Source organism: Streptomyces sp. NBC_00691, assembly GCF_036226665.1.
GTDB lineage: Bacteria > Actinomycetota > Actinomycetes > Streptomycetales > Streptomycetaceae > Streptomyces.
In genome coordinates this window covers 4,028,983-4,043,965 of sequence record NZ_CP109007.1, presented here as the reverse complement: position 1 = coordinate 4,043,965, position 14,983 = coordinate 4,028,983, and the positions used below count along the sequence as shown (strand labels likewise).

Genomic DNA, 14,983 nt, shown 5'->3' with positions numbered 1-14,983 from the left:
GAAGGCCAAGCCCGCCACGATGGCGCAGGCGCTCCAGCGCGCCATGCGCGACGCGATGGCCGAGGACCCGACCGTCCATGTGATGGGCGAGGACGTCGGCACCCTCGGCGGGGTCTTCCGGGTCACCGACGGCCTCGCGAAGGAGTTCGGCGAGGACCGCTGCACGGACACCCCGCTGGCCGAGGCCGGCATCCTCGGCGCGGCCGTCGGCATGGCCATGTACGGCCTGCGGCCGGTCGTCGAGATGCAGTTCGACGCGTTCGCCTACCCGGCGTTCGAGCAGCTGCTCTCCCACGTGGCGAAGATGCGGAACCGCACGCGCGGCGCGATGCCGATGCCGATCGTCATCCGTGTGCCGTACGGCGGCGGGATCGGCGGCGTCGAGCACCACAGCGACTCCTCCGAGGCCTACTACATGGCCACCCCGGGACTCCACGTCGTCACCCCGGCCACCGTCGAGGACGCCTACGGGCTGCTGCGCGCGGCCATCGCCTCCGACGACCCGGTGGTCTTCCTGGAGCCCAAGCGGCTCTACTGGTCCAAGTCCGACTGGTCCCCCGCGGCCGTGGAGCCGATCGGCAAGGCCGTGGTACGACGGCGGGGCACCGGTGCCACGCTCATCACCTACGGCCCCTCCGTGCCCGTCTGCCTGGAGGCGGCGGAGGCCGCGCAGGCGGAGGGCTGGGACCTGGAGGTCGTCGACCTGCGCTCGCTCGTCCCCTTCGATGACGAGACGGTCTGCGCCTCGGTGCGGCGCACCGGCCGCGCGGTCGTCGTCCACGAGTCGACGGGCTTCGGCGGCCCCGGCGCGGAGATCGCCGCGCGCGTGACCGAGCGCTGCTTCCACCACCTGGAGGCGCCGGTGCTGCGGGTCGCGGGCTTCGACATCCCCTATCCGCCGCCCATGCTGGAACGGCACCATCTGCCGGGAGTCGACCGGGTCCTGGACGCGGTGGCGCGACTGCAGTGGGAGGCGGGAAGCTGATGGCGCAGGTGCTCGAGTTCAAGCTGCCCGACCTCGGTGAGGGACTCACCGAGGCGGAGATCGTCCGCTGGCTGGTCGCTGTCGGCGATGTCGTCGCCATCGACCAGCCGGTCGTCGAGGTCGAGACGGCCAAGGCCATGGTCGAGGTGCCCTGCCCGTACGGCGGCGTCGTCACCGCCCGGTACGGCGAGGAGGGCACCGAGCTGCCCGTCGGCGCGCCGCTCCTGACGGTCGCGGTGGGTGGCACGGGCGCTCCGGAGGAGCTCGCGGAGGCGGCTCCGGGAGCCGCTCCCACGGTGGGCGGGACCGCCGCCGAGTCCGCCGTGTCGTCCGAGTACTCGGGCAATGTGCTCGTCGGCTACGGCACGGCCGGGCCCGCCGCCCGGCGCCGCCGGGTCCGGCACGAGAGCCAGGCCGTGGCGAAGCCCTCCGCACCCGCACCCGCCGCAGCCGCGGTCGCGGCCCCGGTGGCCGCTCCGGCTCCGGTCGCCGTGCCCGGCGCCGGCCACGGCGACGGGCCGGTGCCGGTCATCTCGCCCCTGGTGCGGAAGCTGGCCAGGGACCGGGGGCTCGATCTGCGCGAGGTGCGCGGATCGGGGCCCGAGGGCCTGATCCTGCGGGCCGACGTGGAGCTGGCCATCGCGGCGCTGGAGCGGCCCGTCGCCGCGACGACGACCGCACCGGCCGCCGCGCCCGTCCCTGCGCCCTCCGCCGCGGGTGCTTCGTCCGGTGAGCGGGTGCCGCTGCGCGGGGTCCGGGGCGCCGTGGCGGACAAGCTGTCGCGCAGCCGTACGGAGATCCCGGACGCGACCTGCTGGGTGGACGCCGACGCGACCGAACTGATGGCCGCGCGGGCGGCGATGAACGCGGCGGGCGGGCCGAAGATCTCCCTGCTCGCGCTTCTCGCCCGGATCTGCGTCCACGCCCTGGCGCGATTCCCCGAGCTCAACTCCACCGTGGACATGGCGGCCCGGGAGATCGTCCGGCTGCCGGCCGTGCATCTCGGCTTCGCCGCCCAGACCCCGCGCGGCCTGGTCGTCCCGGTGGTCAAGGACGCGGGGACCCGGACGGCCGAGGCGCTGACGGCGGAGTTCGCCCGGCTGACGGAGGCCGCACGGGAGTCGGCGCTGACTCCGGCCGATCTGACGGGTGGCACGTTCACCCTGAACAACTACGGGGTGTTCGGGGTCGACGGGTCCACGCCGATCATCAACCACCCCGAGGCCGCGATGCTCGGCGTCGGCAGGATCATTCCCAAGCCCTGGGTCCACCAGGGCGAACTGGCCGTCCGCCAGGTGGTGCAGCTCTCGCTCACCTTCGACCACCGCGTCTGCGACGGCGGCACGGCGGGCGGCTTCCTGCGGTACGTGGCGGACTGCGTCGAGCAGCCCGCGGTCCTGCTCCGCACGCTCTGACACCGGCGCTCCGGCCGGACCTTCCCGGTCCCGCCGGAGCGTCCACGAGCGTCCCTGGCCCATCGCCGGAGGCCCCCGGACCGTGGCCCGGGACCGGCCATCGCGCCGTCCGCGTGTCCTCCGTCGGCCCCTTCTGCGTCGCGTCCGGCATCCGCGCCGTCCCACTGAGGGAGACGCGCCCGACGGAGGACGGGGCGGCGGACCATACTGCTGGGGTGACCATCCCCCATGACGCCGTCGTGCTCGCCGGCGGCGCGGCCCAGCGACTCGGCGGTGCCGACAAGCCCGGCGTACGGGTCGGAGGCCGGGCACTCCTCGACCGGGTCCTCGCCGCATGCCGTGGCGCGGACCGGACCGTGGTCGTCGGCGACCCCCGCGCGACCGTCCACCCCGTCCTCTGGACCAGGGAGGACCCGCCCGGCGGAGGGCCTCTCGCCGCCCTCGACGCGGGAGTTCGGAAGATCGGCGCGTCGACCGGCACCGCCACAGCCACCCGAACCGCCGCCGGATCGGGGACCGGCGACAGAGGCGGGGACACCGGGGCCGACGTCCTGCTCGTCCTCTCCGCCGACCTGCCCTTCCTCGACGAGGACACCGTCCAGCGCCTGATCGGGGCACTCGTCGCCGCCCCCGACGCCGAGGCCGCCCTCCTCACCGACTCCGGGGGACGGGACCAGCCACTCGTCGCCGCCTACCGAGCCGCCCCGCTCCGGCGGGAGTTGGCGCGCATCGCCGAGGAACGCGGCACCCTCGCCGGCGGCCCGCTGCGGCGGCTCACCGGAGCGCTGCGCCTCACCCGGGTCCCCGCCGGGCCCCTCGCCTCCTTCGACTGCGACACCTGGGAGGACATCGCCACGGCCCGGGCCCGCATCAGGGAGCATGGGACCGTGCTGGATGAATGGATCACCGCAGTCAAGGACGAACTGGGCATCGAGCTGGACGTCGACACCGGCGTACTGCTCGATCTGGCCCGGGACGCCGCCCATGGAGTGGCCCGCCCCGCCGCGCCCCTGACCACCTTCCTGGTCGGATACGCGGCGGCGCGCGCGGGCGACGAGGGCGGTCCCGAGGCGGTCGCCGAGGCCGCCCGCAAGGCCGCCGCGCTGGCCCAGCGCTGGGCCGCCGAGCAGGACGAGGCCGGATGACCCTGAAGGAGCCCCTCCCGGTGGCCCCCGGAACCGACGACGCGCGGGCCGGGCAGCCGCACCGGGCCACCCCCTGGCCCGAGGCGCGCGCCACGGCCGTCAGTGCCGGGGCGTCCGCGCGGGCCGGCCGGGCGCCGCTCGGCGTACCCCTCGGGCAGGCACTCGGCCAGGTCCTGGCGGAGCCGCTGCTCGCCCTCACCGACCTGCCGCCCTTCGACACCTCCGCCATGGACGGCTGGGCGGTCGCGGGTCCCGGCCCCTGGGCCGTACGCGGGGAGGGCGCCGTCCTTGCCGGACAGGCGTCCGCGGCCGTGGCGGCCGACGGCGAGGCCGTACGGATCGCCACCGGCGCCCGCGTCCCTGCCGGGACCACCGCCGTCGTCCGCACCGAACGCGCACGCACCGAACACGCACACGCCGAGCACGTACCCGGTGAGGACGCCGTGCTGCACGCCCTGCGCGAGGTCGTGCCGGGGCAGGACATCCGGCCCCGGGGCCAGGAGTGCCGGGCCGGCGACGAGCTGCTGCCGGCCGGCACCGTGGTGACCCCCGCCGTGCTCGGCCTCGCCGCCGCAGCCGGCTACGACGAGCTCCCCGTACCGCCGCGCCCACGGGTCGAGATCCTGGTCCTCGGCGACGAGCTGCTCACGGCGGGTCTCCCCCACGACGGCCTGATCCGTGACGCCCTCGGCCCCATGCTCGGCCCGTGGCTGACGGCGCTCGGCGCCGACGTCCTCGCCACCCGCCGGATCGGTGACGAGGCCGAGGAGCTGTACGCGGCCGTCACCGGTTCCGCCGCCGACCTGGTCCTCACGACCGGCGGGACCGCCGCCGGGCCCGTGGACCATGTCCACGGCGTCCTGGACAAGGCAGGCGCGACCCTCCTGGTCGACGGCGTGAAGGTCCGGCCCGGCCACCCGATGCTGCTCGCCCGCCTCGCCGCCGGACCCGCCCGGCCCGGGCACGTCCGTCACCTCGTCGGGCTTCCCGGCAATCCGCTCGCAGCCGTCTCAGGGCTTCTGACCTTGGCGCAGCCGCTTCTGGCCGCCCTGACCGGGGCCGGGGCAGAGCCGCCCGCCCCGCCCCGCGTGCCCGTCCAGGACGAGGTGCACGGGCATCCGTACGACACCCGGCTCGTCCCGGTCGTGCGCCGTGGTGGACGCGCCGTGCCCCTGCGCTACACCGGACCGGCCATGCTCCGGGGCATCGCCGCCGCCGACGGCCTGGCCGTCGTCCCGCCCGGCGGCGCCCGCCCCGGCCAAGATTTGGATGTCCTCGACCTTCCCTGGCCGGTGGCCGAGGGGGCCGTACCGGCCCAAGGAGCGTGTTTCACGTGAAACTTCCCAGTCGTGACGTGATGGCCCGCCACGCGGACGAACGGATCTCCGGTCCGCAGATCAAGCTGCCGCGCCGGGAGGTCGAACGTCCCCTGCGCCAGGTCGGCAAGCGGCTCCTGATGGCCCTCGGCGTGCTGGCCGTGACGGTCCTCATCGTCTACGTCGACCGCTCGGGCTATCACGACAACGCCAACGAGACGCTCGACTTCCTCGACTGCGCCTACTACGCGACCGTCACGCTCTCCACCACCGGATACGGCGACATCGTCCCGTACAGCGACTCGGCGCGACTCGCCAACATCCTGCTGGTCACGCCCCTGCGCGTGCTGTTTCTGATCATCCTGGTCGGCACCACCCTCGAGGTCCTCACGGAGCGGACCCGCGAGGAGTTCCGGCTGAATCGCTGGAGGTCCACCTTGCGCGACCACACCGTCATCGTCGGCTTCGGCACCAAGGGGCGGTCCGCGATCCAGACGCTCTGCGCGACCGGTCTCAGCAAGGACCAGATCGTCATCGTCGATCCCTCCAACAAGGTGATCGAGACGGCGAACGCGGACGGCTTCGTCGGCGTGGTCGGCGACGCGACCCGCAGCGACGTCCTGCTCCGCGCCGAGGTGCAGCGGGCCCGGCAGATCGTCATCGCCACCCAGCGCGACGACACGGCCGTCCTGGTCACCCTCACGGCCCGGCAGCTCAACCGGGGCGCGAAGATCGTCGCCGCGGTCCGCGAGGAGGAGAACGCGCCGCTGCTGCGCCAGTCCGGCGCGGACGCGGTCATCACCAGTGCCAGCGCCGCGGGGCGCCTGCTCGGCCTCTCCGTGCTGAGCCCCAGCGCCGGCACGGTGATGGAGGACCTCATCCAGCAGGGCTCCGGCCTCGACCTGGTGGAGCGCCCGGTGACCAAGAGCGAGGTCGGAAAGAGCGTGCGGGAGACCGGTGACCTGGTCGTGAGCGTGCTCCGCGGCCACCGGCTGCTCGGTTACGACGACCCCGCGGCCAGCCCGCTCCAGCTCACCGACCGGGTGATCACCATCGTGCGCGCCGCGCCGGTCACCCCGCTCAGGACGCCGCCGGAGGACTGAGCCCGGAGCATCGCGCCCCCGGCCGGTCCCGGGAGTAGCCTCGCCGCCATGTATGCGATCACGATTCCGGAACCCGGTGGTCCCGAGGCCCTCGTCTGGGCCGAGGTGCCCGATCCCGTACCCGGCGAGGGCGAGGTCCTCGTCGAGGTGGTGGCGAGCGCGGTGAACCGCGCCGATCTGCTCCAGCGCCAGGGCTTCTACGACCCGCCGCCGGGCAGCTCGCCGTACCCCGGCCTGGAGTGCTCGGGCCGGATCGCCGCGCTCGGCCCGGGGGTGTCCGGCTGGGCCGTCGGCGACGAGGTCTGCGCGCTGCTCGCCGGTGGCGGATACGCGGAGAAGGTCGTCGTCCCCGCCGGGCAGCTGCTCCCGGTGCCTGAGGGAATCGACCTGGCCACGGCCGCGGCGCTTCCCGAGGTCGCCTGCACGGTCTGGTCCAACATCTTCATGATCGCCCACCTGCGTCCCGGCGAGACGCTGCTCGTGCACGGCGGTGCGAGCGGGATCGGCACGATGGCGATCCAGCTGGCGAAGGCGGTCGGGGCGCGGGTCGCGGTCACGGCCGGAGGCCCCGGGAAGCTGGCACGCTGCGCCGAGCTCGGCGCGGACATCCTCATCGACTACCGCGAGCAGGACTTCGTCGAGGAGCTGGCCAAGGCGACGGACGGAGCGGGTGCGGACGTCATCCTGGACATCGTCGGCGCCAAGTACCTGGAGCGGAACGTGAAGGCGCTGGCCGTGAACGGCCGGCTCGTCGTCATCGGCCTCCAGGGCGGCGTCAAGGGCGAGCTGAACCTCGGGGCGCTGCTCGCGAAGCGCGCCGCGGTGATGGCGACCACGCTGCGGGCCCGTCCCGCGGACGAGAAGGCGGCGATCGTGGCCGCCGTACGGGAGCACGTCTGGCCCCTGATCGGCGCGGGCACGGTCAGGCCGGTCGTCGACCGGACGCTTCCGCTGAACGACGCCGCGGAGGGTCACCGGGCGCTGGAATCCGGCACTCACGTGGGCAAGGTCCTGCTGGTGACCCCCCAGGGCTGACGGCCACGCCCTCCAGGGCTGACGGCCACGCCCCCAGGGCTGACCCGGCCCGGTTCTCCCCGTCCTCGCACGAGGAGGGGCCCGGCACGCAGTGTGCCGGGCCCCTCCTCGTGCGTGCTCCGTCGCGGCCTACAGGTACGGCCCGGAGCGGACGGCGTGGCCGTGGCCGCGGTCGTCGTCGTCATCGTCGTGCGACGCACCCGGCGGGAGCGCCCTGCGCATCTGCTCCAGCTGGGCGCGGGCCGCCATCTGCTGGGCGAACAGCGCCGTCTGGATGCCGTGGAAGAGGCCCTCGAGCCAGCCCACGAGCTGCGCCTGCGCGATGCGCAGCTCCGCCTCGGAGGGGATCGCCTCGTCCGTGAACGGCAGGGAGAGCCGCTCCAGTTCCTCGACCAGCTCGGGGGCGAGCCCGTCCTCCAGCTCCTTCACGGAGCTGGCGTGGATGTCCTTGAGCCTGACGCGGCTGGCCTCGTCGAGAGGTGCCGCGCGTACTTCCTCCAGGAGCTGCTTGATCATGCTGCCGATCCGCATGACCTTCGCAGGCTGCTCGACCATTTCCGTCACCGGGACCTCGCGGGGTTCGTCGTCGCCCTGAGTGCCGCCGAGCGCCATCCCGTCCTGTCCCACGATGAGGACCTGGGGGCTCTCCTGCGACCTGTCATTCCTCGGCATCTCCATGCCGCCATTCTCTCGTACACATGCGTCACCACGGGGTGTGCCCCCGCACGAGGGTGATCCACCCTCGTGCGGGGGCACAGGACGACAACGAAGACCGTCAGGTCGCCTCGCGCCGGGAGAGCGCGCCGCGCGAGCGGGTCACCAGGGCGGCGAGCAGCGCGGCACCCACGGGTACGGCGACGAGCAGACCGGCGAGGGTCTCCCAGGGAATGATGATCGGGACGTACGGCACGTCCGTGGCCGCGCTCCAGCCCTGGGCGACGGCCTCCTCGTGGAAGCGGATCTGCAGCCGTTCCTCGTTGAGCCGGAGGCCCATCGCCGGCAGCACTCCGGCGGCCGAGCCGAGGATCACGCCCATCGCGGCGACCACGCCGCACTGGAAGCCGCTGAGGGTCCGGCGGACCCGCGGCGGGGCGCCCACGGCGGCGAGCGTCTTCAGATCGGCCTCGGCGTCGGCCTGGGCGAGCCCGGTGGCGATGCCGGCGGCGCCGATGGTGACGAGCCCCGCGAAGATCGCCAGCGACAGCAGGATGAGGCTGTTGGCGTTGACGAATCCTTCCTCCACGCGGAGATCCACGGTGCTGCCGAGCTTGGTGAGCTCGCCGTCGAGCTTCTGGCGTGCGGTGGTGTCGGGCAGCCGGTCGGTGCCGGCGTACATGCCGAGCGGCACCGTCGCGAGACCGGCGGCCTTGGCGGCGGCCGGGGTGATCAGGGCCTGGACGCCGTAGGACTTCTCGTTCCCGGGCACCTGGTAGGCGGGCAGGCGGGTGACCTTGCCGGGAGCGGGCTTGCTCTCCTGGGAGGCCTTGTCGGCCGCGGCGAGGTCGGTGATCTGCTTGATCCCGAACATGCCGCTCTTGTCGATGTTGACGGGGTTGAAGCTGACGACCTTGCCCTCGTCGAGCGCCTTCACGGTCGCGGCGTCGTCGAGGCCGAGGACCTTCAGAAGCGCGGCGTCACCGACGAGCAGCCCGCCGTCGGAGACGTACATCCCGCTGCTCCGGCCCTCCTTGCACCGCCAGTCCTCGGTGAGCATCTTCCGCCGCTGCTCGGGCGTGTACTTCTCCGAGGCGTCTCCGCCGCCGGGCAGCGACGCGTACATCGGGCACTCGTTCGCCGGGGGGACGACGACCTCGTAACGGCCGCAGCCCGGGCCGCTGTCCCACGGCTGGCAGCTGGGCTTGCCGACCGAGACGCGCGCGACATCCGCCCGGACGTCGACGGGGACGTACCGCTGGATCGCCTCGCGGACCGCGGGGACGTCCCGGCCGCCTTCCTCGGTGACGAACGCGGAGACGGTCCCGTGCGGCATCTGGGCCGTGTACTCGGCCCTGTGCTGAGCCTCCTCGCTGGCCATGTACGTGGAGACGGCGACCGTACCGGCGACGGCGGCGAGGACGGCGGCGACCGCGGGTGCCGTGCGGCCCCGGTTGCGCACGGCGTCCCGCAGGGCGAGCCGCGGCGACAGCGGCAGCCAGCGCCCGGCCCGTCCGAACAGGCCGACCAGGGCCGGGGTCATGGCGACGACGCCCAGCTCCGCGACGGCCGAGCCGCCCGCCACGATGATGAACTGCTGGCTGACGATGGAGCCGAAGAGCGCGATGGCGCCACCGATCAGAAGGGCCGCGAGGCCGATCAGGGGCAGCACCCGGCTGCTGCGGCGGACGCCGCGCCGACCGGTGAGCGAGGCGAGGACGGTCTGCCGCGAGGCGGTGATCGCCGGCACGATGGCCGCGAGCAGACCGGTCAGCACGGCGAGCAGGGCGATGCCGAGGATTTCGAGCGGCCGGATGTCGAAGGCCCCGAACCGCTGGCCCATGGTCTCCTCGAGGTACGGCTGGAGCGCCTTGGTGAGGATCAGGGCGAGGACCGTACCGGTGACCGCCGCGGCGACACCGATGACCAGACCGCCGCTCAGCACGATGGCCCGGATGTGGCTGCGGGCACCGCCGTTGGCACCGACCAGACCGAGCTGGCGGCGCGAGCGACGGGCGCCGACCGCGAACGCGGGTCCGGCGAGCAGACAGATCTCCAGCATCGCCAGACCGACGACGGTGCCGATGGCGGCGAGTTCCGTGGCGTTGCCCACCGTGCTGGTCTCGAAGTCGCCCCAACCGTCCTTCTGGAAGAGCGGGACCTCGGAGTTCGCGGGCGGGTCGAGGATCACGGCACGCGAGGAGACGACGACACCCTTGGTGTTGAGCTCCTTGACCATGTTCCACGTGAAACCACCGGACGCGCGCACCAGGAACGTGGTGCTGGTGTCGGGCTTCTGCAGACCGGCCTTCTCGACGGCGCTCGCGTACGGCGCGAGGAAGGCCCCCGGGAGCGCGTTGACCTGGACGGCGTTCAGCTCGTCGGGAATCTCGTACGAGCCGACGATCCGGTACGGGCGGTCGAAGTTGCGCGCGGAAAGGGTCGAGCCGATCGACAGACCGCTGCTCTCCAGGAAGTTCGAGGTCGCGATGATCTCGTCGTTCTTCTCCGGGTGGCGCCCCTCCAGCAGGGTCGTGATGCCCCGGGCGACCGGATCGGCCGTCTTGAGCTCACGCACCTGGGTCACGAGCAGACCGTGCTTCGTGGTCAGCTTGGCCGTGCCCGACCTGTCCGTGAGGACCGTGGAACCCGCGGGGAAGGTCTTGGTGACGTCGGTGGGGCCGCTCGGCCACGCCGTGTCCTTGTAGTCCTTGGCCGGCGTGCTCATCTCGCCGACCGGGTCCTGGAAGACCGGCTCCCCGCCGTAGCCGGGGTCCTTGAACTGGGCATCGGCCGCGCCGATCATGCGGTCCGCCCGCTCGGCGGGGGACAGCTCGGAGCTGCGGAAGGTCAGATCGAGGGCGCTGACACCCAGGATCGGCAGGGCGATCATGGCGAGGACGAGGGCGCTGCGGCCCTTGGAACGCCAGGCGTCGCGGCGGGCGATCCGGATCGCGGCGCGCCAGGAGTGGAGCCAGGTCTTCACGCCTCAGCCACCTGGCCCGACAGCAGGGAATCGGCCTCGCTGCGCACGGTCTGGTCGACGATGGCGCCGTCCCGCAGGAACACGACCCGGTCCGCCCAGGCCGCGAACCGCGGCTCGTGGGTGACGAGGACACCGGCGGCGCCGGCGTCGCAGCGGCTGCGGAGCAGGGCGAGCACCGACTCGCCGGTCTCGGAGTCGAGGGCACCGGTCGGCTCGTCGGCGAGGACCAGCCGGCGCTCGCCGACGAGCGCGCGGGCGATGGCCACGCGCTGCTGCTGACCACCGGACATCTCGTCGGGGAAGCGGTCGGCGAGGTGACCGAGGCTCATCTCCTCCAGGGCCTTGAGGGCCTCGACGCGTGCCTTGCGGGAGGAGGTCCCGTCCAGCTCGCGGGGCAGGGCCACGTTCTCGGCGGCGGTGAGGGCCGGGATGAGGTTGTAGTCCTGGAAGACGTAGCCGATGCTGCGGCGGCGCAGGGCCGCGAGCTCCTTGACGCTCGCCTGGGTGATGTCGGTGTCCTCGACGATCACGCGGCCCGAGGTGGGGGCGTCGAGGCCGCCGGCGATGGTGAGGAGTGTGGACTTGCCGGAGCCGGACGGGCCCATGACGGCGACGAGTTCACCCGGGTACACGGCGAGGTCGATGCCGCGCAGGGCATGCACCTCGGTGGCACCCGCGCCATGGACGCGGGTCAGGTTCTGGAGTTGCAGCACGGGCTGCTGTGCGGACATGAGGGGTCCCCCCTTGGGCGCACCCGGCGGTCGGCCGGATGCGGGAGCGAGCGGTGGAAAGGTGATGCGGGAGTGGTACGGCGGGCGTGCGCGGGCCGTACGGCGGTGAGGCGCGAGCGGTACGTCCGGGGCGCGACCGTGCGGTCAGCGCGCCCCGGCGACGGGTGACGCGGCCTCGGGTGGTGCGGTTTCGGTGGGCGCTTCGGCAGCGGTGCCGGGCGGCGCGGACGCGGCAGGTGCCTCGGCTGCCCCGGCCGCGGAGGTGCTTCCGGTGGTGCTTCCGGGCGTGGTCCCCCGGGCGGATCCGGTGTCCGCGGCCGTCGCCGAGAGGCGGATCAGCCGGGATTCGCAGTGGTCCAGCCAGCGCGCCTCGGCCTCCGTCTGGAAGATCAGCTGTTCCAGGACGAGCAGCCAGGCGATGTCGTCCCGCTCCCGCGCCCCGCCGCTCTCGACGGCGATGAGGGCCTGGGCCTTGAGGCGGGTGTAGTCCTGCATGGCCTTCACGGTGTGCCGGCGCTGGGACTGGATGACGTCGCGGATGTCGATGCTGGGGGCGCCGACGGCCATGGCGAGCTTGATGGCGAGCTCGTCACGGGCGGGGCTGGTGCGGTCCACCGGCTTCTCGAACCAGGACCTGAGCTCGGCGCGGCCGCTCTCCGTGATCGCGTAGAGCGCGTGGCCGGCCGCGTCCTCGCCGCCCTGGGCGACCATGCCGTCGCGCTCCAGCCGGCTGAGGGTCGTGTAGACCTGGCCGACGTTGAGCGGCCAGGTGGAACCGGTGCGGGACTCGAACTCCGTACGGAGCTGGGAGCCGTACCGAGGGCCGCGTTCGAGGAGGGCGAGAAGCCCGTGGCGGATCGACATACTCAGTATGTATACCGGGTATGCCGTCGCGAACAACCGTCCTGAGAGGGAAGGGGCACGTCCGTCTCAAGGGGGACCCGGGGCGGAGCGAGGGGCTCAGCTGCGCCGCATCCGGAGCCCGAGGAAGCCGATGCCGAGCCCCATCAGAGCCAGGCCGACCCCCAGCGTGAGGACGGGAATCCGCTGGTCGACGAGGGGTGTCGCGGATTCTGACGCCATGCGCGGCGAGGCGCCCGGCCGGCTGGCGCGCGCCGCCTCCGGCACGAGGGCCTCCTCCTCGCGTACCCCCTCGGCCTCCTGTTCGACGGCTGCGGGGCCCTCTGGGCTCTCCGTGTCTGTTGCCGTTTCGGTACGGGAGGCCGCCGGTGGCGGAGGGGTGTCGTCCTCCGGGGAGGCCGGCGGCACGGAACGTCCGGGCCTCGGCCGCCCCTCGCCCGCGGGCCGGCCCGCCAGCGAAGCGGAGCCGTGGGGAGAGGGCGCGTCGCTGGGCTCGGCGCCCGGCGGGACGGGGCGCGCCACCCCGGTGCCGGTGGGCGCGGGCGCGGGGGGCGCGGGCGTGCCGGCGTCCCCGGTCCGCCCCGGGGAGGCGGAGACGGAGGCCGAAGGGGAGGGCGTGACCGTCGCGGAGGGCGGGCCGGAGGAGGGCGACGGGGCGGCGGACGCCGAGGAGGGTGAGGGCGGGAGCGGCGAAGGGGCCGACGGCGCGGTCGGGGCCGCGGCCCCCACTGCCGTGCCGGGGACCTCGGCTCCGTACGCGACCGGATCCCCGTACATCACGCAGAAACAGGCGAACACGCAGGTGAGAGCAGGTCCGAGGACCCGTGCCCGTGCCCTGCGGAGTGCTGGAGTCACCGGGTGACCCCCTCCCGTACCGAGCCGCCGAGATAGTGAACTCAGCGTCACATGTAGGGACACTTCCGGCATCCGGGGCGGGGGCAGTCGACGTAAAAGGTCGTCAGGAGGAGTACAGGCGGAGCCCGCCGGAGTCCACCCGAGCCCGCCCGAGCCACCCCGGAGCCCGGACGAGGCCGGGTCCGGGGGCGGGCCCGTCCTACTGTCCCGGGTTGCCCGTCGAGATGTTGAGGGTGAACTCGGCGTCCTTGGCGTCGATGTCCTGGCCCGCCGGCGGGTACTGCTCGAGGACCGTGCCCTCGCCGTACGTCGCCTCGTCCACCGGGCGCTGGGTCATGAGCTTCCAGCCGGCCGCCTGGATGCACTCCTTCACCGACTGGATGTTCTTGTAGGTGAAGTTGGGGACCTCGAACTTCTCGGGGTCGTCACTCGACTCGGTCGGCTGCGTGCACTTCTTCGGGTCGATCGTCTTGGTCAGGTCCGGACCCTTGTGCCCGGGCGCCGCGGACTGGCTCTGCTGGGTCTCCGTGCCACCCGTGCCCCCACCCGTGCCGCCGGCGTTGGGGTCGTCGTCCTTGTTGAGGTTGAGGGCCACGAGCAGACCGCCGATCGCGAGCAGGGCGACGACGGCGGCACCCACGATCATCGGCGTGTTCCGTCGCGCACCGCCACCCGCCGGGCTCGGCGCGGGCGTGTGCACCGGGGAGTACGGCGCGGGGGTGGGCTGCTGGTACGAGGCCTGCGGGGCGGGAGCCGAGTACGCCGGAGCGGGCGTCGGCGCCTGCTGCGGGTATCCGTACGAGGAGGCGGGCGCCGGGGTCGCCGGACCGTACGGTCCGGGCTGCGGCGTCGGCGGCTGGTAGGGGTGCTGCACCCCGTGCGGTCCGGAGTGCGGTCCCGGCGGCGGGGTCTGGCCGACGGGCGGGAAGACCGCCGAGCCGACGCCCGCGCCGCTGCTGACAGGGCCGCCGGGGACGATCATCGGCGCGCCGGTCTGACCGGCGGAGAGCACCCGGAGGCACTCGTCGCGCATCGCGGCGGCGCTCGGGAACCGCTCGTTCGGGTTCTTTCTCAGCGCGCGGGCGACGAGCGCGTCCATCGCCGGCGTCACCGCCCGGTTGACGGTCGACGGGGCGACCGGCTCCTCCTGTACATGCGCGTACGCGATGGCCAGCGGGGAGTCGGCGTCGAAGGGCAGCCGGCCCGTCAGCAGCTGGAAGAGCATGATGCCGACCGAGTAGAGGTCGGAGCGGGCGTCCACCGCGCGCCCGAGGGCCTGCTCGGGGGAGAGGTACTGAGGGGTGCCGACGACCATGCCGGTCTGGGTCATCGACGTGACCCCGGACTGCATGGCCCGCGCGATGCCGAAGTCCATGACCTTGACCACGCCGCGCTTGGTCTGCATCACGTTGCCGGGCTTGATGTCGCGGTGGACCAGGCCCATCTCGTGGCTGACCTCGAGCGCGGCGAGCACGTCGGCCGTGACCTTGAGCGCCTTGTCGGCCGGCATCGCGCCGTACTGCTGGATGTCCGAGACGAGGACCGAGCCGAGTGGCTGCCCCTCCACGTACTCCATGACGATGTACGGCATGACGGCCCCGTCGAGGGTGTCCTCGCCGGTGTCGAAGACCGAGACGATGTTGGTGTGCGACAGCTTCGCGACCGCCTGCGCCTCGCGGCGGAAGCGTTCGCGGAAGGACTGTTCCCGGCCGAGCTCGGTGTGCAGCGTCTTGATGGCGACCTGGCGGTCGAGTGCGCTGTCGTAGGCCAGGTAGACCGACGCCATGCCGCCCTCGCCGAGAAGGTCGCGCAGCTGGTACCGGCCGCCCGCGACCGAACCGCCCGCATAGCGGCCCTGTGCGCCGTCCTGGCTCATCTGTGCTTCCCCCTACGCGCG

At 73.4% G+C, this 14,983-nt stretch carries 13 protein-coding genes; 7 read left to right on the top strand and 6 right to left on the bottom strand.

Annotation, left to right across the window (positions count from 1 at the left end):
- Positions 1-19 precede the first annotated feature (19 nt).
- From OG392_RS18180 to OG392_RS18155, 6 genes are all read left to right on the top strand, one after another.
- Positions 20-985 (top strand): alpha-ketoacid dehydrogenase subunit beta, encoded by a 966-nt coding sequence (locus OG392_RS18180; protein ID WP_329287345.1) that lies wholly within the window; start codon positions 20-22, stop codon positions 983-985.
- Positions 985-2,400 (top strand): dihydrolipoamide acetyltransferase family protein, encoded by a 1,416-nt coding sequence (locus tag OG392_RS18175; protein WP_329280660.1) that lies wholly within the window; start codon positions 985-987, stop codon positions 2,398-2,400. The genes OG392_RS18180 and OG392_RS18175 overlap by 1 nt, the downstream gene beginning before the upstream one ends.
- 215 nt (positions 2,401-2,615) lie before the next feature.
- Positions 2,616-3,545, top strand: a complete 930-nt coding sequence (locus OG392_RS18170; RefSeq protein WP_329280658.1) for a DUF6457 domain-containing protein — start codon at positions 2,616-2,618, stop codon at positions 3,543-3,545.
- Positions 3,542-4,882: a molybdopterin molybdotransferase MoeA gene (locus tag OG392_RS18165; protein ID WP_329280656.1), complete on the top strand. Its 1,341-nt coding sequence runs from the start codon at positions 3,542-3,544 to the stop codon at positions 4,880-4,882. Before OG392_RS18170 ends, OG392_RS18165 begins: the two co-directional genes overlap by 4 nt.
- Before the next feature lie 20 nt (positions 4,883-4,902).
- Positions 4,903-5,964, top strand: a complete 1,062-nt coding sequence (locus OG392_RS18160; protein ID WP_329287344.1) for a potassium channel family protein — start codon at positions 4,903-4,905, stop codon at positions 5,962-5,964.
- Between the two features lie 48 nt (positions 5,965-6,012).
- A complete protein-coding gene (locus OG392_RS18155; protein ID WP_329280654.1) occupies positions 6,013-6,999 on the top strand; it encodes an NAD(P)H-quinone oxidoreductase in 987 nt (328 codons plus the stop codon).
- A 129-nt stretch (positions 7,000-7,128) separates the two neighbouring features.
- Here OG392_RS18155 and OG392_RS18150 read toward each other — a convergent pair whose 3' ends face one another.
- From OG392_RS18150 to OG392_RS18130, 5 genes are all read right to left on the bottom strand, one after another.
- Positions 7,129-7,677 carry a bacterial proteasome activator family protein gene (locus OG392_RS18150; RefSeq protein WP_017240334.1) on the bottom strand — a complete coding sequence of 183 codons (549 nt, stop codon included), beginning with the start codon at positions 7,675-7,677 and terminating at the stop codon, positions 7,129-7,131.
- A 97-nt stretch (positions 7,678-7,774) separates the two neighbouring features.
- Positions 7,775-10,639, bottom strand: a complete 2,865-nt coding sequence (locus tag OG392_RS18145; RefSeq protein WP_329280650.1) for an ABC transporter permease — start codon at positions 10,637-10,639, stop codon at positions 7,775-7,777.
- Complete coding sequence (locus OG392_RS18140) at positions 10,636-11,370, bottom strand: ABC transporter ATP-binding protein (RefSeq protein ID WP_329280648.1); 735 nt, start codon at positions 11,368-11,370, stop codon at positions 10,636-10,638. Before OG392_RS18140 ends, OG392_RS18145 begins: the two co-directional genes overlap by 4 nt.
- Positions 11,371-11,514: 144 nt before the next feature.
- Complete coding sequence (locus OG392_RS18135; RefSeq protein ID WP_329280646.1) at positions 11,515-12,234, bottom strand: PadR family transcriptional regulator; 720 nt, start codon at positions 12,232-12,234, stop codon at positions 11,515-11,517.
- 96 nt (positions 12,235-12,330) lie between these two features.
- Positions 12,331-12,453 carry a hypothetical protein gene (locus OG392_RS18130; protein ID WP_329280643.1) on the bottom strand — a complete coding sequence of 41 codons (123 nt, stop codon included), beginning with the start codon at positions 12,451-12,453 and terminating at the stop codon, positions 12,331-12,333.
- A gap of 112 nt (positions 12,454-12,565) precedes the next feature.
- Here OG392_RS18130 and OG392_RS18125 point away from each other — a divergent pair, with 112 nt between their 5' ends.
- Positions 12,566-13,093 (top strand): hypothetical protein, encoded by a 528-nt coding sequence (locus OG392_RS18125; protein WP_329280641.1) that lies wholly within the window; start codon positions 12,566-12,568, stop codon positions 13,091-13,093.
- Between the two features lie 192 nt (positions 13,094-13,285).
- On the opposite strand, the gene OG392_RS18120 is transcribed toward OG392_RS18125, so the two are convergent.
- Positions 13,286-14,962 (bottom strand): protein kinase domain-containing protein, encoded by a 1,677-nt coding sequence (locus tag OG392_RS18120; RefSeq protein WP_329280638.1) that lies wholly within the window; start codon positions 14,960-14,962, stop codon positions 13,286-13,288.
- Positions 14,963-14,983: the final 21 nt, after the last annotated feature.